Annotated in this window: 22 protein-coding genes; 17 read left to right on the forward strand and 5 right to left on the reverse strand. The window is 71.7% G+C overall.

From position 1 onward, the window contains the following. Positions 1-4: 4 nt before the first annotated feature. A complete protein-coding gene (locus ABZT12_RS29065; RefSeq protein ID WP_356389976.1) occupies positions 5-1,441 on the reverse strand; it encodes a regulator in 1,437 nt (478 codons plus the stop codon). 254 nt (positions 1,442-1,695) lie between these two features. Here ABZT12_RS29065 and lipB point away from each other — a divergent pair, with 254 nt between their 5' ends. The 4 genes from lipB to ABZT12_RS29085 all read left to right on the forward strand — a co-directional run bounded on the left by lipB (position 1,696) and on the right by ABZT12_RS29085 (position 4,786). Continuing rightward, entirely contained in the window at positions 1,696-2,493 is a 798-nt protein-coding gene (gene lipB, locus ABZT12_RS29070) for a lipoyl(octanoyl) transferase LipB (protein ID WP_356389977.1), read from the forward strand. A 104-nt stretch (positions 2,494-2,597) separates the two neighbouring features. Continuing rightward, positions 2,598-3,563 (forward strand): lipoyl synthase, encoded by a 966-nt coding sequence (gene lipA / locus ABZT12_RS29075; protein WP_356389978.1) that lies wholly within the window; start codon positions 2,598-2,600, stop codon positions 3,561-3,563. Between the two features lie 259 nt (positions 3,564-3,822). Continuing rightward, a complete protein-coding gene (locus tag ABZT12_RS29080) occupies positions 3,823-4,023 on the forward strand; it encodes a hypothetical protein (RefSeq protein WP_356389979.1) in 201 nt (66 codons plus the stop codon). A 61-nt stretch (positions 4,024-4,084) separates the two neighbouring features. Continuing rightward, a complete protein-coding gene (locus tag ABZT12_RS29085; protein WP_356389980.1) occupies positions 4,085-4,786 on the forward strand; it encodes a DUF4191 domain-containing protein in 702 nt (233 codons plus the stop codon). 105 nt (positions 4,787-4,891) lie between these two features. Here ABZT12_RS29085 and ABZT12_RS29090 read toward each other — a convergent pair whose 3' ends face one another. Next, entirely contained in the window at positions 4,892-5,359 is a 468-nt protein-coding gene (locus ABZT12_RS29090; protein WP_356389981.1) for an RDD family protein, read from the reverse strand. A 198-nt stretch (positions 5,360-5,557) separates the two neighbouring features. Here ABZT12_RS29090 and glnA point away from each other — a divergent pair, with 198 nt between their 5' ends. From glnA to ABZT12_RS29105, 3 genes are all read left to right on the forward strand, one after another. Then, a complete protein-coding gene (glnA, locus tag ABZT12_RS29095) occupies positions 5,558-6,967 on the forward strand; it encodes a type I glutamate--ammonia ligase (RefSeq protein WP_356389982.1) in 1,410 nt (469 codons plus the stop codon). 191 nt (positions 6,968-7,158) lie between these two features. Next, entirely contained in the window at positions 7,159-8,076 is a 918-nt protein-coding gene (gene htpX, locus ABZT12_RS29100) for a zinc metalloprotease HtpX (protein WP_356389983.1), read from the forward strand. Positions 8,077-8,078: 2 nt separating this feature from the next. After that, positions 8,079-8,681: a hypothetical protein gene (locus tag ABZT12_RS29105; protein ID WP_356389984.1), complete on the forward strand. Its 603-nt coding sequence runs from the start codon at positions 8,079-8,081 to the stop codon at positions 8,679-8,681. A 27-nt stretch (positions 8,682-8,708) separates the two neighbouring features. Here ABZT12_RS29105 and ABZT12_RS29110 read toward each other — a convergent pair whose 3' ends face one another. Then, the gene (locus tag ABZT12_RS29110; protein WP_356389985.1) at positions 8,709-10,049 is read right to left on the reverse strand and encodes a DUF2252 domain-containing protein; all 1,341 of its coding nucleotides are present in this window, start codon (positions 10,047-10,049) and stop codon (positions 8,709-8,711) included. A 247-nt stretch (positions 10,050-10,296) separates the two neighbouring features. On the opposite strand from ABZT12_RS29110, the gene ABZT12_RS29115 reads away from it, so the two are divergent. Beyond that, on the forward strand, positions 10,297-11,481 hold the full coding sequence (locus ABZT12_RS29115) for a winged helix DNA-binding domain-containing protein (RefSeq protein ID WP_356389986.1): 1,185 nt from the start codon (positions 10,297-10,299) through the stop codon (positions 11,479-11,481). 129 nt (positions 11,482-11,610) lie between these two features. On the opposite strand, the gene ABZT12_RS29120 is transcribed toward ABZT12_RS29115, so the two are convergent. Then, on the reverse strand, positions 11,611-11,925 hold the full coding sequence (locus tag ABZT12_RS29120; RefSeq protein WP_356389987.1) for a hypothetical protein: 315 nt from the start codon (positions 11,923-11,925) through the stop codon (positions 11,611-11,613). 158 nt (positions 11,926-12,083) lie between these two features. On the opposite strand from ABZT12_RS29120, the gene ABZT12_RS29125 reads away from it, so the two are divergent. The 8 genes from ABZT12_RS29125 (at position 12,084) to ABZT12_RS29160 (ending at position 20,544) form a co-directional block, all read left to right on the forward strand. Further along, the gene (locus tag ABZT12_RS29125) at positions 12,084-12,464 is read left to right on the forward strand and encodes an ArsC/Spx/MgsR family protein (protein ID WP_356389988.1); all 381 of its coding nucleotides are present in this window, start codon (positions 12,084-12,086) and stop codon (positions 12,462-12,464) included. A 97-nt stretch (positions 12,465-12,561) separates the two neighbouring features. Beyond that, on the forward strand, positions 12,562-13,254 hold the full coding sequence (locus ABZT12_RS29130) for a hypothetical protein (RefSeq protein ID WP_356389989.1): 693 nt from the start codon (positions 12,562-12,564) through the stop codon (positions 13,252-13,254). A 369-nt stretch (positions 13,255-13,623) separates the two neighbouring features. Then, on the forward strand, positions 13,624-14,664 hold the full coding sequence (glnII, locus tag ABZT12_RS29135) for a glutamine synthetase (RefSeq protein WP_356389990.1): 1,041 nt from the start codon (positions 13,624-13,626) through the stop codon (positions 14,662-14,664). Positions 14,665-15,098: 434 nt separating this feature from the next. Next, complete coding sequence (locus ABZT12_RS29140; RefSeq protein WP_356389991.1) at positions 15,099-15,692, forward strand: winged helix-turn-helix domain-containing protein; 594 nt, start codon at positions 15,099-15,101, stop codon at positions 15,690-15,692. A 60-nt stretch (positions 15,693-15,752) separates the two neighbouring features. Continuing rightward, entirely contained in the window at positions 15,753-16,778 is a 1,026-nt protein-coding gene (locus ABZT12_RS29145; protein WP_356389992.1) for an NAD-dependent epimerase/dehydratase family protein, read from the forward strand. Positions 16,779-16,847: 69 nt separating this feature from the next. Then, entirely contained in the window at positions 16,848-18,200 is a 1,353-nt protein-coding gene (locus tag ABZT12_RS29150) for a histidine kinase (protein WP_356389993.1), read from the forward strand. Next, a complete protein-coding gene (locus tag ABZT12_RS29155; RefSeq protein ID WP_356389994.1) occupies positions 18,185-18,838 on the forward strand; it encodes a response regulator transcription factor in 654 nt (217 codons plus the stop codon). Before ABZT12_RS29150 ends, ABZT12_RS29155 begins: the two co-directional genes overlap by 16 nt. Positions 18,839-19,017: 179 nt before the next feature. After that, a complete protein-coding gene (locus ABZT12_RS29160; protein ID WP_356389995.1) occupies positions 19,018-20,544 on the forward strand; it encodes a DUF1996 domain-containing protein in 1,527 nt (508 codons plus the stop codon). A 66-nt stretch (positions 20,545-20,610) separates the two neighbouring features. Here ABZT12_RS29160 and ABZT12_RS29165 read toward each other — a convergent pair whose 3' ends face one another. After that, positions 20,611-21,012, reverse strand: coding sequence for a hypothetical protein (locus ABZT12_RS29165; protein WP_356389996.1), 402 nt, complete (start codon positions 21,010-21,012; stop codon positions 20,611-20,613). A 142-nt stretch (positions 21,013-21,154) separates the two neighbouring features. On the opposite strand from ABZT12_RS29165, the gene ABZT12_RS29170 reads away from it, so the two are divergent. Continuing rightward, a complete protein-coding gene (locus ABZT12_RS29170; protein ID WP_356390018.1) occupies positions 21,155-21,706 on the forward strand; it encodes a tetratricopeptide repeat protein in 552 nt (183 codons plus the stop codon). The last annotated feature ends 7 nt before the right edge of the window (positions 21,707-21,713 follow it).

Raw genomic sequence — 21,713 nt, forward strand, 5'->3', positions numbered from 1 at the left:
GGGATCAGCCCAGGGCCGCCACCCGGTCCCGGTATCCGCGCACGGGCGCCGCGTCCTTGTACGGCTCCAGCCTCCGTTCGAAGTCCCGCACGTACTCGATCGCGCGGACCGACCGGATCTCGGCCGCCTGCCCGGCCGCCTCGGCGCCGAGCTGGCAGGCCTGGTCGAGTTCGCCGAGGCCGAGCCGGGCGGAGGCCAGCACCACCCGGCAGAAGAGGCGGCTGCGCGCGTAGGCCGGCGCGCGCAGTTGCAGGGAGCGCTCCGCGTGCTGGACGGCGGAGCGGAACTGCTGGAGGTCGCGGTGGGCGTGCCCGAAGTCGTCGGCGAGCTCCGCCTCGTCGAAGAAGCGCGCCCAGTGCGGCACCTCGTCGCCGGTCCTGGCCGCTTCCAGGGCGCGCTCGGCCCGTACCAGCGAGGAGGTGCACGCCCGCACCTCGCCGAGCACTCCGTGGCCGCGCGCCTCGACGGCGTGCAGCAGGGCCTGGACGACGGGCGGCGCGCTGGTCCCGACGCCCTGCTGGGCCACCCGCGCCAGCTGCACGGCTTCCCTGCCGTGCCCGAGGTAGACGGCCTGCCGGCTCATGGTGATCAGCACGTAGGAGCCGTAGGCCCGGTCCCCGGCCGCCTGCGCGAGCCTGAGCGCCTGCACGAAGTACCGCTGGGCGAGCCCGTGCGCGGCGATGTCGTACGACGTCCAGCCGGCCAGCCGGGTCAGGTCGGCGGCGGCGGCGAAGAGCCGGCGGCCGGTCTGCTCGCCGTAGGTGCCGCGCAGCATGGGTTCGGCCTCGTGCTCCAGGTAGCGCACGAGGGCCTGGCGGGCGTGGCCGCCGCCGTAGGCGTTGTCGAGGGCGCGGAACAGTTCGCCGACCGAGCGGAGCGCGGCGAGGTCGCCGCCGGTGACCCGCTGGCCGGGGACGCGCTCGGCCTGGACGCGCTGGCGGGGCACGACGGGACGGCCCTGCGGGGGCACCCGGGCGACGGGTTCGCCGCGGCCGACCTTGTCGTCGGCGCGGCCGATCAGCCAGTCCCGGCTGGGCACCACGAGCCCGGCCGGGGTGAAGGCGATCTTCCGCAGCTCGGCGTGGCTACCGGAGTCCTTGCGCCACAGCCCGCTGACGATGTCGACGGCCTCCTCCGGGGTGGCCGCGAACTCCAGGCCGGCGTAGACCGGCGCGCAGGCGTCGAGCCCCAGGTCCTGGGCGGTGAGACGGCGGCCGAGACGGCGGGTGAAGACCTCGGCGATGAGGGCGGGGGTGGTGCCCCTGGGCTGCTGGCCGCGCAGCCATCGGGTGACGGAGGTCTTGTCGTATCTGAGGTCGAGCCCGTGTTCGAGACCGAGCTGGTCCACGCGGCGGGCGAGACCCGCGTTGGAGAACCCCGCTTCCGCGATGAGCGCGGTGAGCTGGCGGTTGGGAGTGCGCTGCGCGGGTCGTTCCGTCATCTGCTGTGCGGTCTCCTGCCTTTCGGGCCTCGCGGGGGCCCTAGCGGTGCCCGGATTGCCGGGGAGCAGCCCATATGGCCTCGTGAACGGCGCGAATGTAGCGGAGCGTGAGCACGCCGTCGCACATTCCGACGTGCATTCATCCGATCGTGTGAGGATTGGCCTCGGAGCTGACGCACCCCGGTCGGTCGTACAGTGGCGTAGGCGCGGGTTGTGCCTTACGACGCGTCGGGGCTGCAAGGGAGGCGCTTGCCGTGAGTGAGTTGCGGTTCGTCCGCATGGGGTTCGGCGCGGAGGCCGTCGCGTACCAGGAGGCGTGGGACGAGCAGCGCCGGGTGCACGCGGCGCGGTTCGCGGACGAGGTGCCCGACACCGTGCTGCTGCTGGAGCACCCGCCGGTCTACACGGCCGGCCGGCGCACCGCGGCGAGCGAACGGCCCCTGGACGGCACCCCGGTCGTCGATGTCGACCGCGGCGGGAAGATCACCTGGCACGGCCCAGGCCAGCTGGTGGGATACCCGATCCAGAAGCTGCCCCGCCCCGTCGACGTCGTCGCCCACGTCCGCCGGCTGGAGGAGGCGCTGATCCGGGTCTGCGCGGAGTTCGGCCTGGAGACGAGCCGGGTCGAGGGCCGCAGCGGCGTGTGGATCCTCGGAGACCCCGTCGAGCTGCGCCCGAAACCCGCCGGACTCTCCCTCGACTTCGATCCCCGGCTGCACGACGAGGAGTTCGACCCCCGGCTCAACGGCCCGGAGTACGCCCCCTCCAACGCCGGCCAGCGCCGCGAGGACCGCAAGATCGCGGCGATCGGCATCCGGGTCGCCAAGGGCGTCACGATGCACGGCTTCGCACTGAACGTGAACCCGGACACCGCCTGGTTCGACCGCATCATCCCGTGCGGCATCCGCGACGCGGGCGTCGCCTCGCTCGCCGACGAACTGGGCCGGGAGCTGACGATCGCCGCCGTACTGCCCGTGGTCGAGCGGCACCTGAAGGACGTACTGGAGCATGCGGAGCCGAGGCCCCGCGCGGTGGAGAAGGCGACCGCCTGACCGGGAATGCGACCGGCCGTCCCGGGGTTGCCCTCGGGGCGGGGGCCGGAAATCACGGGCGTACCCTGGTGTACGCCGAAGAATCGAAGTCACAGGGAGCCGATGTGTCCGCAGTCGCACCCGACGGACGCAAAATGCTGCGCCTGGAGGTCCGGAACGCCCAGACCCCCATCGAGCGCAAGCCCGAGTGGATCAAGACCCGGGCGAAAATGGGTCCCGAGTACACGAAGATGCAGAGCCTCGTGAAGAGCGAGGGCCTGCACACGGTCTGTCAGGAAGCCGGCTGCCCCAACATCTACGAGTGCTGGGAGGACCGCGAGGCGACCTTCCTCATCGGCGGCGACCAGTGCACGCGGCGCTGCGACTTCTGCCAGATCGACACCGGCAAGCCCGAGGCCCTCGACCGTGACGAGCCCCGCCGGGTCGGCGAGTCGGTGGTCACGATGGACCTCAACTACGCCACGATCACCGGCGTCGCCCGCGACGACCTGGCGGACGGCGGCGCCTGGCTGTACGCCGAGACGGTCCGCCAGATCCACCAGCAGACGGCGACCCGCGAGGCCGGCCGCACCAAGGTCGAGCTGCTCGCCCCGGACTTCAACGCGGTGCCGGAGCAGCTGGCCGAGGTCTTCTCCGCCCGCCCTGAGGTCTTCGCGCACAACATCGAGACGGTCCCGAGGATCTTCAAGCGCATCCGCCCCGGCTTCCGCTACGAGCGGTCCCTCAAGGTGATCACCGAGGCCCGTGACGTCGGCCTGGTCACCAAGTCGAACCTCATCCTCGGCATGGGCGAGACCCGCGAGGAGGTCGGCGAGGCGCTGCGCCAGCTGCACGAGGCGGGCTGCGAGCTGATCACCATCACGCAGTACCTGCGCCCCTCCGTGCGCCACCACCCCGTGGAGCGCTGGGTCAAGCCGCACGAGTTCGTGGAGCTGAAGGAGGAGGCCGAGCAGATCGGCTTCTCCGGGGTCATGTCGGGCCCGCTGGTGCGGTCCTCGTATCGCGCCGGACGGCTGTACCAGATGGCCGTCGAGAAGCGGGGCGCCTACGTCGCCTCGCAGGCCGTGTGACGCGGGTCTCCACCGCCGCCCCGGGGTGCGTGTGAATTCACGCACAAGCGATTACCCGCCAGTAGTGACCGATTCGACGCGGTCCTGAGCGTCCTCGCAGCTGAGTACGCCCATCAGGACCGCGTCGGCGTGTGCGGGCACCGAATCAATGTTTCATTGGTGTTTGACCGGTCGGTCACGCCCTGGTAACACCAAACAGTGACGCTGGACTCACACCACGTAAGCCCTTGCCCACAGCCGCTCCGAGGGGACCTCCGCCATGCAGGCCGCGCCCGTTCGCGCCACCGCCATCCCGTCCTTCACCGACGCCCTCCGCACGGTCGAGTCGCTGCTGATGAGCAGCGGCCAGCGGACCGCCCGCCGCAACGCCTGGACCTCCGTACTGGAGGACCGCCGCCGCGCCAAGGACCGGGTCGACGCCCAGCTCGTCCTGGAGCGGGCGCTGACCTCCAGCCGCTGAAAACCGTCCCCGCGGGCACCGCCGTCGTCGGCGCCCCCCGGGGACACGTAGACTTCACGGCATGGCGAGGAAGGACACGGCAGCGGACGCTGCGAACCCCGGGCGACTCAAGCAGATCGCTCTGACCTACAAGATGACCCGCAAGGCCGACAAGACAATCGGCCTTGTGCTCGCGGCTGTCGGAATCGTCACCTTCGGTGTCTTCCTCGCGATCGGCTTCTTGCTCGGGCACCCCATCTATCTGGGCATTCTCGGTCTCCTGCTCGCCTTCCTCGCGTCGGCGATCGTCTTCGGACGCCGGGCCGAGCGGGCCGCCTTCGGGCAGATGGAGGGCCAGCCGGGCGCTGCCGCCGCGGTGCTGGACAACATCGGCAAGGGCTGGACGACGACTCCGGCCGTGGCGATGAACCGCAGCCAGGACGTGGTGCACCGCGCGGTTGGCAAGGCCGGCATCGTGCTGGTGGCCGAGGGCAACCCGAACCGGGTGAAGACCCTGCTGGCCGCCGAGAAGAAGAAGATGAACCGCATCGTCGCGGACGTCCCGGTGCACGACGTGATCGTGGGCACCGGCGAGGGCCAGGTCCCGCTGAAGAAGGTGCGGACCACGATGCTGAAGCTGCCCCGGGTCCTGACCGGACCCCAGGTGACCTCCACCAACGACCGGCTGCGGGCCCTGGGCGACCTGATGAGCAACATGCCGCTCCCGAAGGGCCCGATGCCGAAGGGCATGAAGCTTCCGAAGGGCGGCGGCAAGGCCCGCTGACTCCGCCGCACCGTCCTATCGACGGAGGGGGCGCCCGGATCTCGTATCCGGGCGCCCCCTCCGTCGTAGGGGTCATGGCGGTCGTGACGGTCGTGGACGGAGGCGTCAGACGCGGACTTCCACCGTGCGGGCCAGGCGGTCGTGGAGGCCGCGGCCGTCGCGGTCCCAGACGAGGGCCGGGATCGCGACGCAGAGCAGGGCCGTACGGAGCAGGGCGCGCGGCGGGTTGGGGCGGCCGGTGGCGAGCGCGATGACCCGAAGGCCGAAGAGGCGCTTGCCCGGGGTGAAGCCGAGCGTGCCGACCGTGAGAACGCTCAGGGCGAAGAAGACCAGCAGCGCCCAGTTGCCGGTCGCCTGGCCGTAGCCGTCGGTGAGCAGGCCGTATGCGATCAGCAGGCAGAGACCCCAGTCGACGGCGAGGGCGCCGATACGGCGGCCCGGACGGGCGATCGAGCCGGGGCCCGCTTCCGGCAGCCCCAGCTGCTCGCCGCGGTATCCGAGGTCGGCGCCGGCGTCCTCGATGGCGGCGCGGGGTCCGGAGAGCCACGATCCGATTGCTTGCCTGTTGTCCACGGCTCAACGGTACTGCGCGCGTTTCGTCATCCGGACAGGCGGGGTAGGCGGGACCCGGTCCGGTTAACTTGGGCGAAACAAATGGGTCACGCTGGAGAAATCCCCCGTCCTTAAGGTCGGGTCCAGCGTGTGCCACCGCACTGGCCGCACGAACGAACTACCACCCCGGCACGGACGGTCGGGAGTAGGAGGAGCTGGATGTTCCAGAACGCCGACGAGGCCAAGAAGTACATCGCGGACGAGGACGTCAAGTTCGTCGACGTCCGCTTCTGCGACCTGCCGGGTGTGATGCAGCACTTCACGCTGCCGGCGAAGGCCTTCGACCCGGACGAGGAACTCGCCTTCGACGGCTCCTCGATCCGAGGGTTCCAGGCCATTCACGAGTCCGACATGGCGCTCCGCGCCGACCTGTCGACGGCCCGGGTGGACCCCTTCCGCCGGGACAAGACGGTCAACATCAACTTCTTCATCCACGACCCGATCACGGGCGAGCAGTACTCCCGTGACCCGCGCAACGTGGCGAAGAAGGCCGAGGCGTACCTCGCCTCCACCGGCATCGCGGACACCGCGTACTTCGGTCCCGAGGCCGAGTTCTACGTCTTCGACAGCGTGCGCTTCGAGACCAAGGCGAACGAGTCCTTCTACCACATCGACTCCGAGGCCGGCGCCTGGAACACCGGTGCGGTCGAGGACAACCGCGGCTACAAGGTCCGCTACAAGGGCGGCTACTTCCCGACCCCGCCGGTCGACCACTTCGCCGACCTGCGTGCGGAGATCTCCCTGGAGCTGGAAGCCTCCGGCCTCCAGGTCGAGCGCCAGCACCACGAGGTGGGCACCGCCGGCCAGGCAGAGATCAACTACAAGTTCAACACGCTGCTCGCCGCCGCCGACGACCTCCAGCTCTTCAAGTACATCGTGAAGAACGTGGCCTGGCGCAACGGCAAGACCGCGACCTTCATGCCGAAGCCGATCTTCGGCGACAACGGCTCGGGCATGCACGTCCACCAGTCGCTGTGGGCGGGCGGCTCCCCGCTCTTCTACGACGAGGCCGGCTACGCGGGTCTGTCGGACATCGCCCGCTACTACATCGGCGGCATCCTCAAGCACGCCCCGTCGCTGCTCGCCTTCACCAACCCGACGGTGAACTCGTACCACCGCTTGGTGCCCGGCTTCGAGGCCCCGGTCAACCTGGTGTACTCGCAGCGCAACCGCTCCGCGGCCATGCGTATCCCGATCACCGGCTCGAACCCGAAGGCCAAGCGCGTCGAGTTCCGCGCGCCCGACTCCTCCGGCAACCCCTACCTGGCGTTCTCCGCTCTGCTGATGGCGGGCCTGGACGGGGTCAAGAACAAGATCGAGCCGGCCGAGCCGATCGACAAGGACCTCTACGAGCTGGCCCCCGAGGAGCACGCGGGCGTCGCCCAGGTCCCGACCTCCCTCCCGGCCGTCCTCGACCGTCTGGAGGCCGACCACGAGTTCCTCCTCGCCGGTGACGTCTTCACGTCCGACCTGATCGAGACGTGGATCGACTACAAGCGCACCAACGAGATCGCGCCGCTGCAACTGCGTCCGCACCCGCACGAGTTCGAGCTGTACTTCGACGTGTGACCGAACCGGTCCCCTGGTGCCCCCGTCTCTCTCCGGAGAGGCGGGGGCACCGTCGTTCGCCCCCCCTGTTCCGCCCTCGGCCGGGGGGCGGGGACCTTTTGCCTCACGTGGGGTCGTTCGGGACCTTTTCATGGGCAGTGCCGGGTGCACACTGGCAGTGGGACGAGTGCGTGACTGCGGGGTGATGGCAGATGCAGAGCCGTTTCCGGAGCGACCGGCGGCTGACCCTCCGTATGGGGGTCACGCTGTTCCTGCTCGGGCTGCTGTACGTGGCGTTCGTCGCCGCGCTGATCGTGTTGCTGAAGTCCTGGGTGCTGGTCGTGGTGATCGCGGCGGGGCTGCTCGTCGCGCAGTACTGGTTCTCCGACCGGATCGCCCTGTACGCGATGCACGGGCGGATCGTGGAGCGCGAGGAGTATCCCCAACTGCACGGTGTCGTCGACCGGTTGTGCGCCGTTGCCGACATGCCCAAACCGGTGGTCGCCGTCTCCGGCATCGACATGCCGAACGCGTTCGCCACCGGGCGCAACGCGGACAACGCCGTCATCTGTGTGACCACCGGGCTGCTGCGCCGGCTGGAGCCGGCCGAGCTGGAGGGCGTGCTCGCGCACGAGCTGTCGCACGTGGCGCACAAGGACGTGGCCGTGATCACGGTGGCGTCGTTCCTCGGGGTGATCGCCGGGCTGATGGTGCGGTTCGCCTTCTACTCGCAGCTCTTCCGAGGGCGCAAGGACCAGAACACCCTGGCCGTCTTCGCCGCGATCATGGGGGTTTCGGCGGCCGTCTACGCGATCAGCTTCCTGCTGATCCGGGCGCTGTCCCGGTACCGGGAGCTGGCGGCGGACCGGGCGGCGGCCCAGCTCACCGGCCGGCCCTCGGCGCTGGCCTCCGCGCTCACCAAGGTCGACGGCGACATCGCCCGCATCCCGAGCAGGGACCTGCGGACCGCGCAGGCCTTCAACGCCTTCTACTTCTCCCCGGCGACCGGCACCGAGCCCGGTATCACCCGGTTCTTCTCCACCCACCCGAGCCTGGCGCAGCGGCTCGACCAACTGGGGCGTATGTCCGCCGAGTTGGGTGAGGCGGCGGTGCCCGGGAAGGCGGAGTGAGGATGGGCCTGCTGGACATCCTGCTCGGCCGTACGAGACCGGTCGCCCCCGACCTGGACCGGCTCTTCGCGCTGCCGTCGGCGGCCGTGACGCTGGAGGCGGCGACCGGGTTCTCGCCGACCGGGCGCGGCGCGGTGTGCTTCGCCACGGTGGAGGGCGGGGCCTTCGAGCAGACCCACCGGGAGGTCCAGGCGCTCCTCGACGCCGACGCGGAACGGCCCGGGCCGCCGGTGGAGCTCACCCAGGACGACTACGGCTACTCGTGGCTGGTCTCGCGCCGGACGCCGGACCAGCTGCCGCAGCTCGTCAACGACCTGCACGCGGTGAACAGCGCGCTGGAGGCCAACGGCTTCGGTCCCCAACTGCTGTGCTCCCTCGCGGGGTTCGAGAGCGGGGCGGGCGGCGGGCGGGCCGCGGGCGGCCGGCTGGCCCTGGTCTATCTCTACAAGCGCGGGACGTTCTTCCCGTTCGCGCCGCTGCCCGGACCGGCGCAGCGGCGCGACAACGCGCTGGAGATGCAGGTCAGGGCGGCGCTGGTGAGTGACCTCAAGGTCGAGCAGGACGTGGGTCGTTGGTTCCCGGTGTGGGGCGCCCCCGGGCTGTGAGGCGGGGCCGAGCCGGTGCGCGGTGGGTCAGACGCCCGGTGTCGCCGTCACCACGCCCGCCGTGACGGCCGCGCCGAGGGCGCTGTGGTCGGCGGCGGTCCGGTCGGCGTAGGACAGGGCGAAGTCGGCCACGGCGCGTTCGAAGGCGGGGCCGCCGCCGAGGTAGCCGGCGATGGCGATGCGGTCGCCGGAGCGGGCGTGCGCGCGGGCGAGGGCGGTGCCGCACAGCCGGGCGTAGGCGGCGAGTACGGCCGGGCTCATACCGGCCACGTCCGCGGAGCCCTTCATGTCGCGCAGCTGCCGCCAGTAGAAGGCGCGCCCCTGCGGCCCGGTCATCCACCCCAGGAAGATGTCCCCGGCGGCCTGGAGCAGCCGCTGCCCGGCCACCACCCGGCGCCCGGGATGGACGTACGCGCCGCTCGGCAGGTGTTCCTCCAGTACGGATCCGCGCGCCTCCTTGATCTGGAGGAACAGCGGATCGTCCTGGTCGCGGCCGGTGAGCAGCACGACGAAGCAGCGGGTGCCGACGCTGCCGACGCCGACGACCTTGCGGGCCGCGTCGACGAAGCGGTAGCGGTCCAGCAGCAGGCGGCGCTCCTCGGAGAGGGTGGAGCGGTAGTCGCTGAAGATCTTGCGCAGGGCGGCCATGTCGAGGGCGGCCACCGGTTCGAGGAGGGGCGGGTCGCGGACGATGCGGCGGCGGCCGTCGACCGTCTCGGTGAGCTTGCCGAGGGCGTGCAGGCTGGTGCGGCGGCGGGCGCGGGTGAGGTTGGACTCGACCCGGCGGCGGTGCCGGGCCGAGCGGACCAGGGGCAGCAGGCTCTCGGCGTCGATGTGCTCGTACCAGACGGCGAGTTCGCCCTCGCGGGCCAGGCGGCGCACGGCGGTGCGGTACGCGGCGGTCGCCTCCAGGGCGGCGCGGTGCGCCTTGGCGTCGCTGTGTCCGTTCTCGCGGGCCGCTACGGCGACGCTGGCGGCGAGGCGTTTGACGTCCCACTCGAAGGGTCCCGGGAACGTCTCGTCGAAGTCGTTCAGGTCGAAGAGGAGGGTGCGCTCGGGCGAGGCGTAGACGCCGAAGTTCAGCAGATGCGCGTCGCCGCAGAGCTGCACGGTGAGCCCGGTGTGCGGCAGGGCGGCGAGATCGGCGGCCATGACGGCTGCGGAGCCGCGCAGGAAGGCGAAGGGGGAGGCCGCCATGCGGCCGTACCGGATCGGCAGCAGTTCCGGGAGCCGGTCGCGGCCCTGGCGCTCCAGTACGGCGACCGGGTCCGGGCGGTCGACGCCGGGTATCCAGCCGCCGTGCGCGGACCGGGGGACGCGGCTGCGCGCGGCCCGGCCCCGCCCGGCGCGGTCGGCGGGGCTGGTCATGAGCCGTTCCCGTGCATCCCGTGCCTCCCTGGTGCCGCCGCCGTCACGTGCCGCTTCTTCGCAGTGAAGGCGGGCGAGAGGGCGTACGCATGCCGGGTACGCCGGACGGGTGAAGGGCGGCGGTGTCCGTACGGACGCGGGCGGCCGCCCGGGAAAGGCGCGTCCCCGGACCCGGACCCGGTGCCTTCCCCCGCTCGGGCCCGTCTACTGTCGTCGGTCGGAACGCGCACCCTCAGAGGAGGCCGGGATGGACGGCAATGTGCGGTATGTCGGGGTGGCCGAGCGGCGGGCCAGGCTGGCGCTGCGACAGCGGCTGGCCGTGGAGGCGCGGGCCGGCACCCCGGAGGAGGTCGCCGGCTCCCTCGTCGCCCTGCACGGCACGGACCCGGCGACGGTCTACCTGGCCGTGGGCGCCCGGCTCGCGGAGCCGGCGACGACCGTGCCGCGGACCGAGCGCGCCCTGTACGAGGACCGCACCCTGGTCCGGATGCACGGCATGCGGCACACGGTGTTCGTCTTCCCGGCGGAGCTGACCGCGGTGGTGCACGCGTCGACGGGCCTCACGGTGGCCGCCAGGGAGCGCGCCTCCCTGGTGAAGGACATGGCGCAGGCGGGGGCGCCGGACGCGGCCTGGCTGAAGGAGGTCGAGGAGTCGGCGCTCGCCGCCCTGGCCCGGTGCGGCCCGGCGACGGCCGCCGAACTGGCCCTGGAGGAACCGAGGTTGAGGGAACAGTTCGTGTACGCGGCCGGCAAGCGGTACGAGGGCGTGCACACCGTGTCGACCCGGCTGCTGCGGGTGCTGGGCGTCGAGGGGAAGGTGGTGCGCGGCCGGCCCCGGGGCGGCTGGACATCGAGCCAGTTCCGCTGGGCGGTGGCCCCGCCGCACCCCGAACTGGACGCCGCCGAGGCCCGGTCCGCCCTGCTGCGCCACTGGCTCACCGCGTGCGGCCCGGCGACCGAGGCCGACCTGAAGTGGTGGACGGGGTGGCGCGTGACCGACGTACGGCGGGCGCTCGCGGCGATCGGGGCGCGGGAGGTCTCCCTGGACGAGGGCACGGGGTACGTCACCGACGGCGACGTGGATCCGGTGGCCGGGCCGGACCGCCCGTGGGCGGCGCTGCTGCCCGGCCTCGATCCCACCGCCATGGGCTGGCAGCAGCGGGACTGGTACCTGGCGCCGGAACTGCGCCCCGCCCTCTTCGACGGCAGCGGCAACGTGGGGCCCACGGTGTGGTGGAACGGCCGGGTGGTGGGCGGCTGGGCGCAGCGGCCCGACGGCGAGATCGTGTGGCGGGCGCTCGACGCGGAGGGCGCCGGACGCGAGGCCGGCGCGGCGATCGGGGCGGCGGCGGAACGGCTGCGGGAGTGGGTGGGCACGGCGCGGGTGACGCCGCGGTTCCGCACACCGGTGGAGAAGGAGCTGCTGCGGTAGACGCGGGGCCACCGCCCCCTCGCCGGCCGCACCGGGTGCCGGGCACCCGTCGAGGAGACGGGGCGCCCGGCACCTGGGCTAGCTCGATCTTCAACGTCCGTCGTCGAATGACGGACGTTGAAGATCAAGCTAACGGGAGTACCGCATCAGCGCCCGCACCATGTGGCACGTCGTGGCCGACGGCGGATGGACGCCGATCAGTGCGGCGGTGTCACGGATCGTCTCGTCGCGGGCCTGGTTCGGCATGTGGACGCCCGAGTCGAGCAGGGCGATGGCGAGCCGCATCGCCTTGAGGCGGCGGTTGTGCGTGACGTACCACTCGCGCGGACGCCCCGGCGGCAGCGCACGCTTGCGCACGGGTGCGTACGGCAGATCGGGCAGCACGGGGTGCCGGGCGGTGGACCGGGTGGGTGACGGCTTGCAGGCGGCAGCGGGCACAGGCATCCTCCTGTCGCGATCGGGGCGTCGTCCGGACCTCCCGGCGATACCCTCGAACACTGCTTCCATTCTACTGCCCGGCACTGACAAAAGGCCCTGGCCACAAGGGTTTTCGGGGTCACCGGGACGCGCTTGGAGAACGGGTCGCCCGGTACCGTGGACGCATGGAGATCTGGATCAACCCGGCCTGTTCCACGTGCCGTTCCGCCGTCGGCCTGCTCGACGAGGAAGGCGCCGGCTACACCGTCCGCCACTACCTGGAGGACGTACCGAGCGAGGACGAGATCCGCGCCGTACTCTCCCGGCTCGGGCTCGAACCGTGGGACATCACCCGCACCCAGGAGGCCGCCGCCAAGGAGCTGGGGGTCAAGGAGTGGGCGCGGGACGCCGGTTCGCGCGACCGGTGGGTGCGGGCGCTCGCCGAGCACCCGAAGCTGATCCAGCGTCCGATCATCACGGCCGACGACGGCACGGCGGTGGTGGCCCGCACCGAGGCGGCCGTACGGGACGCCCTGTCCCGGCAGGCACCCCCAACCCCCGTGTGACGTACGTTACTTGGGCTCCTCCCGTCACCGTTGAGCAACGGTGTTCGAGATCTCGTACCTACCGGCGTACGACGCTCCCCACCCCAAGGAGGCGCGCATGTCGCGTAGGAGAACCCTCGGCACGAAGAAGAGGCTGGCGCTGCTGGTCACCGCCGCCGCGGTGGCGGGCGGCGGAGCCTTCGTCCTGGCCACCACGTCGAACGCGGCGCAGAGTCCGGCGCAGGGCCAGAGCGCGAGAACACTGTCCGCCGCCAACTCGACGGTCTGCCAGGGGCTCGCCACCGCGCTCGGCAACAACCAGGCGTTCATCGCGGGCCAACGGGCCGCTCCCGACGCCCAGTCGACGGCGCGGATCGCCAACCGCGAGGCGGTCATCGACCAGATCAAGGTGCAGCAGAAGGCGTCCGGATGCGTGGTGGGGGAATCGGCTCAGGGCTCCCGGACCACCCAGCCCGCGCAGTCGGCCCCGGCCGGCTCGACCGCCACCGCGACGCCGCCCGCGACCGCCCCCGCCGGAAACGCCGGCAGCGCCGCGGCCTCCGGCACCCAGGTCTGCAAGGGCTCCACGGTCACCCTCTCCGGGGAGGCCGGCGCGCCGGCCGCGTCCAGCAACCAGTTCCCCGCCGGCACGACGCTGAAGGTCACCAACCTGGACAACAACAAGTCCACGACGGTGCGGGTCACTTCGGTCTCCGGCAGTTGCGCCCTGCTCAACAACGCGGCCTTCGAACAGGTCCGTGAGCCCGGCAAGTTCCTGATCCGCCGGGCGTTGATCGAGAAGGTGGGGTGAGGCCCGGGAGCGGAGAAGAACCGGTGAGGTGACGTGCCGCCCGACCGGGCCGTCACCAGGTGTGTGTCACGGGTCCTGCCGCTTCCGGCCAGAAGCGGCAGGACCGGCGCATGCCCCTCCCCCGGCTCCCCAACCCCATCGCATACGAGCCCGCGGACCGCCCCGCCGCCGCGGACTCTCCCGCGCCGGGCCCGCTCACGGCGCGCGCGCAGCGGTATCGCACCACCGGGTAACACGGGGTTCACGTTCGAGCAATGGTCGGGAAATCGCCTGTTGACAGGCTGCCGGGCAGGAATCGCGGCACCCCGGTGCCGCAGCGCCGCACAGCACCCGCGAGCGCGCCCAGACCCACCCCGAAGGATGTGGCCCGTGACCTTCAAGGCTGAGTACATCTGGATCGACGGCACCCAGCCGACGGCCAAGCTGCGTTCCAAGACGAAGATCCTGGCGGACTCCGACATTCCGGCCGAGGGCGTCGCCGACCTGCCGATCTGGGGCTTCGACGGGTCGTCCACGAACCAGGCCGAGGGACACGCCTCGGACCGTGTGCTCAAGCCGGTCTTCACCTGTCCCGACCCGATCCGCGGCGGCGACCACATCCTCGTCCTGTGCGAGGTGCTCGACATCGACATGACCCCGCACGAGTCCAACACCCGGGCCGCGCTCGCCGAGGTCGCCGAGAAGTTCGCCGCGCAGGAGCCCGTCTTCGGCATCGAGCAGGAGTACACCTTCTTCGACGGCGCCCGTCCGCTCGGCTTCCCGGAGGGCGGCTTCCCGGCCCCCCAGGGCGGCTACTACTGCGGTGTCGGCGCCGACGAGATCTTCGGCCGCGAGATCGTCGAGGCCCATCTGGAGAACTGCCTGAAGGCGGGCCTGGCGATCTCCGGCATCAACGCCGAGGTCATGCCCGGCCAGTGGGAGTTCCAGGTCGGCCCGGTCTCCCCGCTGGACGTCTCCGACCAGCTGTGGATCGCCCGCTGGCTGCTCTACCGCACCGCCGAGGACTTCGGCGTCTCCGCGACCCTCGACCCCAAGCCGGTCAAGGGCGACTGGAACGGCGCCGGCGCGCACACCAACTTCTCCACCAAGGCGATGCGGGAAGGCTACGACGCGATCATCACCGCGTGCGAGTCGCTCGGCGAGGGCTCCAAGCCGCTCGACCACGTCAAGCACTACGGCGCCGGCATCGACGACCGCCTGACCGGCCTGCACGAGACCGCCCCGTGGAACGAGTACTCCTACGGCGTCTCCGACCGCGGCGCCTCGGTCCGTATCCCGTGGCAGGTCGAGAAGGACGGCAAGGGCTACATCGAGGACCGCCGTCCGAACGCCAACGTCGACCCGTACCTGGTGACCCGGCTGATCGTGGACACCTGCTGCGCCGCCCTGGAGAAGGCCGGCCAGGTCTGATCCGCCCGTAAGGCCGGAAGGGGCGCCCGCCGTCGCACGCCGCGGTGGGCGCCCCTCCCGCGTCGTCTCCGGCGCCCCGGCCGCGGGAACCACGGGTGCCGGGGTGAGGTGCTCCGCTTCGGATTCCCGCCGAGCAAGCGTCCAAGCAGTGAGAGAAGGGTCCTGTCACCGGCCTCCGTCTGCTTCAATGGAGCCATGGCCAGCCACCGGAAGTGCAGCGCGACGGGTCGTCATGACCTGGAGCCGTTCTGGCCTTCCCGTCAGCACCATGACTTCGACCGGGTGTGTTGTCGCGCGATGAACGCGCCGGCCCTCTGACGCCGTACACCCCGGCCTCCGGCCAGCGCACGACGTACGTCCCCCGACGAGCCCGACCACGAATCGCGGCCGTCGGACCTCCCGACGAACCTCTCGCGCGAAAGAGCTGACCTCTCATGGCGACCACTCGTTCCCTCTCCCCCGCCCCCCTCTCCGAGCCCTCCACGACGTCCTCCTCCAGCGGTGCGCGGCACCGGCTGCGGGCCGTCGACCGGGACGAGGTGGTGGACGTCACCGACTTCCTGCCGCCCGGCGCCACCTGGCTGCCGGCGCCCCAGCACACCCTGCCCGTGCTGCCGGGCCGGCCGCCGATGATCGGCTACCTGGTGCTCGTCCCCGCCGACCAGCAGCCGCCGTTCCTGCCGGTGGCGGTCCCCGACCGGTCCACCGCGGCCGAACCGGCGCCGGCCGGCCCCGCCCCCCTCGTCCGGATCGACGCCGTACAGCGCGTCGCCGAGGTGGACGGCGAGGAACTCGACCTCACCTACCTGGAGTTCGAGCTGCTGGCCCATCTGGTGGCGCACCCCAACCGGGTGCACACCCGCGACCAGCTGGTCACCACGGTGTGGGGCTACGGACATGTGGGCGACGGCCGTACCGTCGACGTCCATATCGCCCGGCTGCGCCGCAAGTTGGGCACCGAGTACCGCAAGACGATCCAGACGGTGCGCCGGGTCGGCTACAAGTACACGCCGCCGACCGGGCGTTGAGCCTCTGCTGACGGCAGATCCAGGTTCCGTCCCGGGCCCGGCGCGGGCAGGGTCGGCGGTATGAGACTTCTGGTGCTGGGTGGTACGGAGTTCGTGGGGCGGGCCGTCGTGACCGCCGCCCTCGGGCGCGGCTGGGAGGTGACCGTCCTCAACCGAGGACGGCACGAGGCCCCGCCCGGGGTGCGGGCGCTGCGGGGTGACCGCACCGCGTCCGACGGGCTCGCCGCACTGGCCGGGACCGAGTGGGACGCCGTCGTGGACACCTGGTCGGCGGCGCCCCGCGCGGTGCACGACGCGGCCCGGCTGCTGGCGGGCCGGGCCGGGCGGTACGTGTACGTGTCGAGCTGCTCGGTGTACGCCTGGGCACCGCCCGCCGGGTACACCGAGGAGGCACCGGTGGTGGCGGGCGCCGAGCCCGACGCGGACCGGACCGACTACGCGCGCGACAAGCGGGGCGGTGAACTGGCCGCGCTCGGCGCCTTCGGGGCGGAGCGCTCGCTGTTCGTACGGGCCGGGCTGATCCTCGGGCCGCACGAGAACATCGGCCGGCTGCCGTGGTGGCTGGGCCGGATCGCCCGGGGCGGTCCGGTGCTGGCGCCGGGGCCCCGGGAGCTGCCCCTCCAGTACGTCGACGTCCGCGACCTCGCCGCGTGGGCGCTCGGCGCCGTGGAGCGGGAGTTGAGCGGGCCGTACAACCTGATCGGTCCGCCGGGACTCGCCACCATGGGCTCCCTCCTCGACGCCTGCGTGAACGTCACCCGAGGCGCGGCTGAGCTGCGCTGGACCGCCCCGCGGACCGTCCTCGACGCGGGCATCGAACCCTGGACCCAGCTCCCGGTGTGGGTACCGCCCGACAGCGAGGAGCACCACGCCCTGCACTCCGCCGATGTCTCCCGCGCCCTCGCCACCGGCCTGCGCTGCCGTCCGGTGACCGAGACGGTGGCCGACACCTGGAGTTGGCTGCGGGAGAACGGCGGGACGGCGCCGCTGCGGGACGGCCGCCCGCCGGTCGGGCTCGACCCGGCGGTGGAGGCGAGGGCGCTGGGGCTACCGGGCGGGACCCCGACGCGGTGGCCGGGGAAGTAGGGGTAGCGACACCCCCTGTCGGGGGCCGGACCCCGTGACCGCGTGGGCCGGGTCGGTGAGACTGGCCGTATGGAGACGGAGACCGTCAGAAGCACGGGGAGCACCGGAAGCACTCGGGGCGTTGAGGGCACGGCGAGCACCGACAACGCGGTGGGCACGGGGAGTTGGGACGCGGCCGGGCGGGGCCGGGAGGTCGGGGTGGCGGGCGCGCGGGCGCTGGGGCTCGCCGTGATCTCGATCAGCGGGTCGCTCACGCTGCTGGTGCTCACCGTCGTGTCGCTGGCGTTCGTGCCGTTCGGGGCGGGGCTGGTCACGACACCGTGGGTGCTGGGCGGGGTGCGGGCCTTCGCGAACTGGCGGCGGCTGGTGGCGGCGGAGTGGTGCGGGGTGCGCGTCCCGCCCGCCTACCGGCCGGTGCCGGCCGGGGCGAGACCCTGGACGCGCACGTTCCGCCTGCTCGGGGACCCGGCGACCTGGCGGGACGTGCGCTGGCTGGCGGTCGACGCGACGGCCGGGTTCGTCACCGCCCTGCTGCCCGCCGCCTTGGTGTTCTACCCGGTGGAGGGCTTCGCGCTGGCGCTCGGTCTGTGGCGGGTCTTCACGGACGGCACCTACGTCGGCTGGTGGTACGGCTTCGTACCGGTGAGCGGGCAGGGCAGCGCGCTGCTGGCGGGGCTGCTCGGTGCCGCGTTCCTCAGCGCGGGCTGGTTCCTCACCCCGGCCCTGCTGCGCTTCCACTTCCTGCTCGCCCGTTCCGTGCTCGCCCCCGAGCAGAGCCGACTGGCCGAGCGGGTAAGGGTGCTTACCGAGACCCGGCGGGACGCGGTGGACAACTCGGCGGTCGAACTGCGCCGTATCGAGAGGGATCTGCACGACGGCGCCCAGGCCCGGCTCGTCGCGATGGGCATGAACCTCGGCGCGATCGAGGCCCTGATCGAGAAGAACCCGGCGAAGGCCAGGGAGTTGCTCGTCCGGGCCCGCCGGTCCTCCGCCGAGGCGCTGGACGAACTGCGCGACCTCGTCCGCGGCATCCACCCGCCGGTGCTCGCGGAGCGCGGACTGGGCGACGCCGTAAGGGCGTTGGCGCTGCGGCTGCCCGTACCGACCGAGGTGCGGGTGGAGTTGACCGGGCGCCCGGAGGTCTCGGTCGAGTCGGCGGTGTACTTCGCCGCGAGCGAGATCCTCACCAACGCGGTCAAGCACGCCGACGCCCACCGCGTCTGGGTCGACATCGAGCACACCGGGGGGAGGCTGCGGGTCGCCGTCACCGACGACGGAAGGGGCGGCGCGGTGGTCGGCGCCGGTTCGGGTCTCACCGGGGTGGAGCGGCGGCTCGGTACATTCGACGGCGTCCTGACCGTCGACAGTCCCGTCGGCGGCCCCACCGCGGTGACGATGGAGATTCCGTGCGTGTTGTCCTAGCCGAAGACCTCTTCCTGCTGCGCGACGGACTGGTGCGGCTGCTGGAGGCCCACGACTTCGAGATCGCCGCGGCCGTGGAGACCGGCCCCGAGCTGACCAGGGCGCTGACGGAACTCTCCCCCGACATCGCCGTCGTCGACGTACGGCTGCCGCCCACCCACACCGACGAGGGGCTGCAGTGCGCGCTGCGGGCCCGCCGGGAGCGGCCCGGGCTGCCGGTCCTGGTCCTGTCGCAGCACGTCGAGCAGTTGTACGCGCGTGAGCTGCTCGCCGACGGGCACGGCGGGGTGGGGTACCTCCTGAAGGACCGGGTCTTCGACGCGGAGCAGTTCGTGGACGCCGTGCGCCGGGTGGCGGCGGGCGGGACGGCGATGGACCCGCAGGTCATCCAGCAGTTACTGGCCCGGCGGGCGGCGGACGACCGGCCGCTGGCGCGGCTCACGCCCCGCGAGCTGGAGGTGCTGCAGCTGATGGCGCAGGGGCGGTCCAACGCGGCGATCGCCGGGCAGCTCGTCGTCACGGAGCGGGCGATCGCCAAGCACACCTCGAACATCTTCGCCAAACTGGGACTCGAGGTGTCGGACGACGACAATCGCCGCGTCCTCGCCGTACTGGCCCATCTCGACCACGGTAACTGAGCACTTACCGTGAGTTGATCACAACCAGCGCTGTTTCAGCGGCAGTTGAGTGGGGATTTCCTAAAGAACCTCACATCAATCTGTGAGACGGATGAACACCCATGGGACCGGCTCCGTATGGAAGGGAGCCGCTTCACTCCTGTCGGGCGCCCGCCCCGCAAGGAAGTCAGAGGAGTTCCATGGGACGCAACGATCGTAAACGCCGTACGCCGCTGGCCACCAAGGCCGTGGCCGCATCGGCAGCTCTAGCGCTCGGCGGGGGCGGGCTGCTCTGGGCGAATTTCTACGCCTCGGCGCATGAGTCCAACTCGTCGGCGCAGAACCAGACCAAGGCCGCCGCGGCGCAAGTCGCGACGATCTCCTGCCCGGACGTCGGCCAGCAGCTGACCAATGTGCCGGCCAAGGCACGCAACGGTGTCGCCGTCGAGCTGGCCAACCTCGACAAGCAGATCACCGAGGCCTACACCCGGCTCGCCTCCACGCGCCAGGCACAGACCAACGACGCGAGCTTCGTACAGAACGCCATCGTCGGCCCTCTCAAGGAGAAGCGGGCGGCGACCATCGACCGCATCCGCATCGACGTCCAGCGGGTCGGCGGTAGCGTCAACGCGGCAGCGCTGGCGCAGCTCGCGGCGTGCACGACGCAGAACGTCAACAACACCACCGCCGGTGGCCAGAACAACAACGGCGGTCAGAACAACAACGGTGGCCAGAACAACGGCAACACCGCCACCCCGAGTGCCGGCGCCTCAGCGAGCGCACCGGCGGGCAACGGCGGCCAGGCCGCCAACGGCCCGGTGGCGGCCGACTTCGTGGACATCACGAAGGTCGCGCCGAACGTCCTCGCCAAGCCGCGCAAGAGCGGCCAGGCCTCGACGGGCACCTTCACCACCAGGTGCGGCGTGAACGCCAACAAGAACCACAACACCGACAACGTGATCGTGGCGCCCGGCGTGACCAACGGCGCGCACCACCTGCACGACTACGTCGGCAACCAGAAGGTCAACGCCTTCGCCACCAACGACTCGATGCTGGCCGCCCCCTCCAGCTGCCAGAACCAGAGCGACCTCTCGTCGTACTACTGGCCGGTCGTGCGGATCCAGGACGGTACGCAGGAGTTCGACCAGAACGCGGACGGCGGTGGCAAGGAAGGCAACGTCGGCAAGATCCTGACGCCGGTCCAGGCGCAGATCAAGTACGTCGGCAGCCCGGCCAGCAAGGTCGTCGCGATGCCGCAGTTCCTGCGCATCATCACCGGTGACGCCAAGACCACCACCAACGGTCTGGCCAACGCCAACGCGCACTGGAGCTGCACCGGCTTCGAGAACAAGGTGCAGCTGACGACGCAGTACCCGATCTGCCCCCAGGGCAGCAACGTGGTCCGCACCTTCGCGTTCCAGAGCTGCTGGGACGGGGTGAACGCCGACAGCGCCAACCACCGGACGCACGTGGCCTTCGCCGACCCGGCGAGCGGCGTCTGCGGGAACGGCTTCAAGGCGATCCCGCAGCTGACGATGCGCCTCGTCTACAAGATCACCCCGCCGACCGTGCAGAACGGTGTGGTGAAGAACGCCTTCGCGGTGGACGGATTCCCCGAGCAGCTGCACAAGCCCTCGACCGACCACGACGACTTCATCAGCGTCACCAAGAACGGCCTGGCGGCGAAGATCGCCAACTGCGTGAACACCGGCAAGCAGTGCCAGTGAGCGGCTAGCCGGCGGTAACGGAGCGGGCGGTGGGAATCTCCCACCGCCCGCTCCGCCGTGCCCGGTTCAGCTGGTGTGCGCCGAGTGGTCCGTGCCGATCTCCTCGCTGCCGCCGAGCGTGCCCTGGAGCGCCTTGACCACCTTGTCGGTGCCCACGGCGACCCACTTGCGGCCGACGAGGTAGAAACCGCCGTAGTCCTTGGCGTCGTTGATCCACTCGCGCTGGCCGCGGTCGGTGGCGAAGGTCGCGAGGACGAACTTGCCGTCGCTCGTCTTACAGATCGCCTGCCGGAGTTCGTCGGCGTCGGTCTGGATGTCGGGCTCGCACTTCACCCGGGCGGCCAGGCTCTCCAGGCTCCCGGTGGCGGCGGCCGGAACGGTCGCGGCCTTGGTGTCCGCGCCGCAGCCGGTCAGCGCCAGTGCCGCCGCGGCGCCGGCCACCGCGAGCATCGGTCGGGTCAACTTCATCTGTCGTTCCTCCGGTCGGAAGCATGCCGCGGCGGGCCCCGGCAGGGGGCCGTCTCCTTCGATACGGCTCCCGGGCGCCGTCCGCTCAATCCCATGGTCATCGCCCGCGCCCGTGTGCGAGGGTGCCCCGGTGGACCAAGACGTGAACCGAGCGGCCAGGAACCAAGACGTAGACCGGGACGGGGGCGGGGACCGGGACCCTGACTGGGAAGACCGGGTGACCGCCGCCTGGGCGGCCTTCGACGACCACGCCGGGGAGGACGCGGCCGGCTTCCGCGCCGTGATCGACGCGCTGGCCGCCGAGGTCCCGGACGACAGCCCGCTCGGTCTCTTCGAGCGCGCCTGCGCCTGGGACTCGACGGGCCACTCCGACCGGGCCGTCCCGCTCTACCAGGAGGCTCTCGCCCTCGGGCTGAGCGGCTACAAGGGCCGCCGCGCCAAGATCCAACTCGCCAGCTCCCTGCGGAACATCGGCCGGGCCGACCAGGGCGTCGAGCTGCTCACCCCCGAACTCGACAGCCCCTCAGATGAGTTGGACGACGCGGTACGGGCGTGCCTCGCGCTCTGCCTGTCCGGTCTGGGCCGGGACCGCGAGGGCCTGGCCCTGGTACTGGGCGCGCTGGCACCCCATCTGCCGCGCTACCAACGGTCGATGGCGAACTACGCGCGGGCACTGGCCGACCCGCGGGACTGATCCCGGT

This window comes from Streptomyces sp. NPDC005423 (assembly GCF_040606415.1).
Lineage (GTDB): Bacteria > Actinomycetota > Actinomycetes > Streptomycetales > Streptomycetaceae > Streptomyces.

Coding starts and splice junctions, on each gene's coding strand:
- ABZT12_RS29165 (WP_356389996.1), bottom strand. CDS start 21,012: ATGAAGTTGACCCGACCGATGCTCGCGGTGGCCGGCGCCGCGGCGGCA.
- ABZT12_RS29160 (WP_356389995.1), top strand. CDS start 19,018: ATGGGACGCAACGATCGTAAACGCCGTACGCCGCTGGCCACCAAGGCC.
- ABZT12_RS29145 (WP_356389992.1), top strand. CDS start 15,753: ATGAGACTTCTGGTGCTGGGTGGTACGGAGTTCGTGGGGCGGGCCGTC.
- ABZT12_RS29130 (WP_356389989.1), top strand. CDS start 12,562: ATGTCGCGTAGGAGAACCCTCGGCACGAAGAAGAGGCTGGCGCTGCTG.
- ABZT12_RS29065 (WP_356389976.1), bottom strand. CDS start 1,441: ATGACGGAACGACCCGCGCAGCGCACTCCCAACCGCCAGCTCACCGCG.
- glnA (WP_356389982.1), top strand. CDS start 5,558: ATGTTCCAGAACGCCGACGAGGCCAAGAAGTACATCGCGGACGAGGAC.
- ABZT12_RS29110 (WP_356389985.1), bottom strand. CDS start 10,049: ATGACCAGCCCCGCCGACCGCGCCGGGCGGGGCCGGGCCGCGCGCAGC.
- ABZT12_RS29150 (WP_356389993.1), top strand. CDS start 16,848: ATGGAGACGGAGACCGTCAGAAGCACGGGGAGCACCGGAAGCACTCGG.
- ABZT12_RS29085 (WP_356389980.1), top strand. CDS start 4,085: ATGGCGAGGAAGGACACGGCAGCGGACGCTGCGAACCCCGGGCGACTC.
- ABZT12_RS29080 (WP_356389979.1), top strand. CDS start 3,823: ATGCAGGCCGCGCCCGTTCGCGCCACCGCCATCCCGTCCTTCACCGAC.
- htpX (WP_356389983.1), top strand. CDS start 7,159: ATGCAGAGCCGTTTCCGGAGCGACCGGCGGCTGACCCTCCGTATGGGG.
- ABZT12_RS29115 (WP_356389986.1), top strand. CDS start 10,297: ATGGACGGCAATGTGCGGTATGTCGGGGTGGCCGAGCGGCGGGCCAGG.
- ABZT12_RS29120 (WP_356389987.1), bottom strand. CDS start 11,925: ATGCCTGTGCCCGCTGCCGCCTGCAAGCCGTCACCCACCCGGTCCACC.
- ABZT12_RS29105 (WP_356389984.1), top strand. CDS start 8,079: ATGGGCCTGCTGGACATCCTGCTCGGCCGTACGAGACCGGTCGCCCCC.
- ABZT12_RS29125 (WP_356389988.1), top strand. CDS start 12,084: ATGGAGATCTGGATCAACCCGGCCTGTTCCACGTGCCGTTCCGCCGTC.
- ABZT12_RS29140 (WP_356389991.1), top strand. CDS start 15,099: ATGGCGACCACTCGTTCCCTCTCCCCCGCCCCCCTCTCCGAGCCCTCC.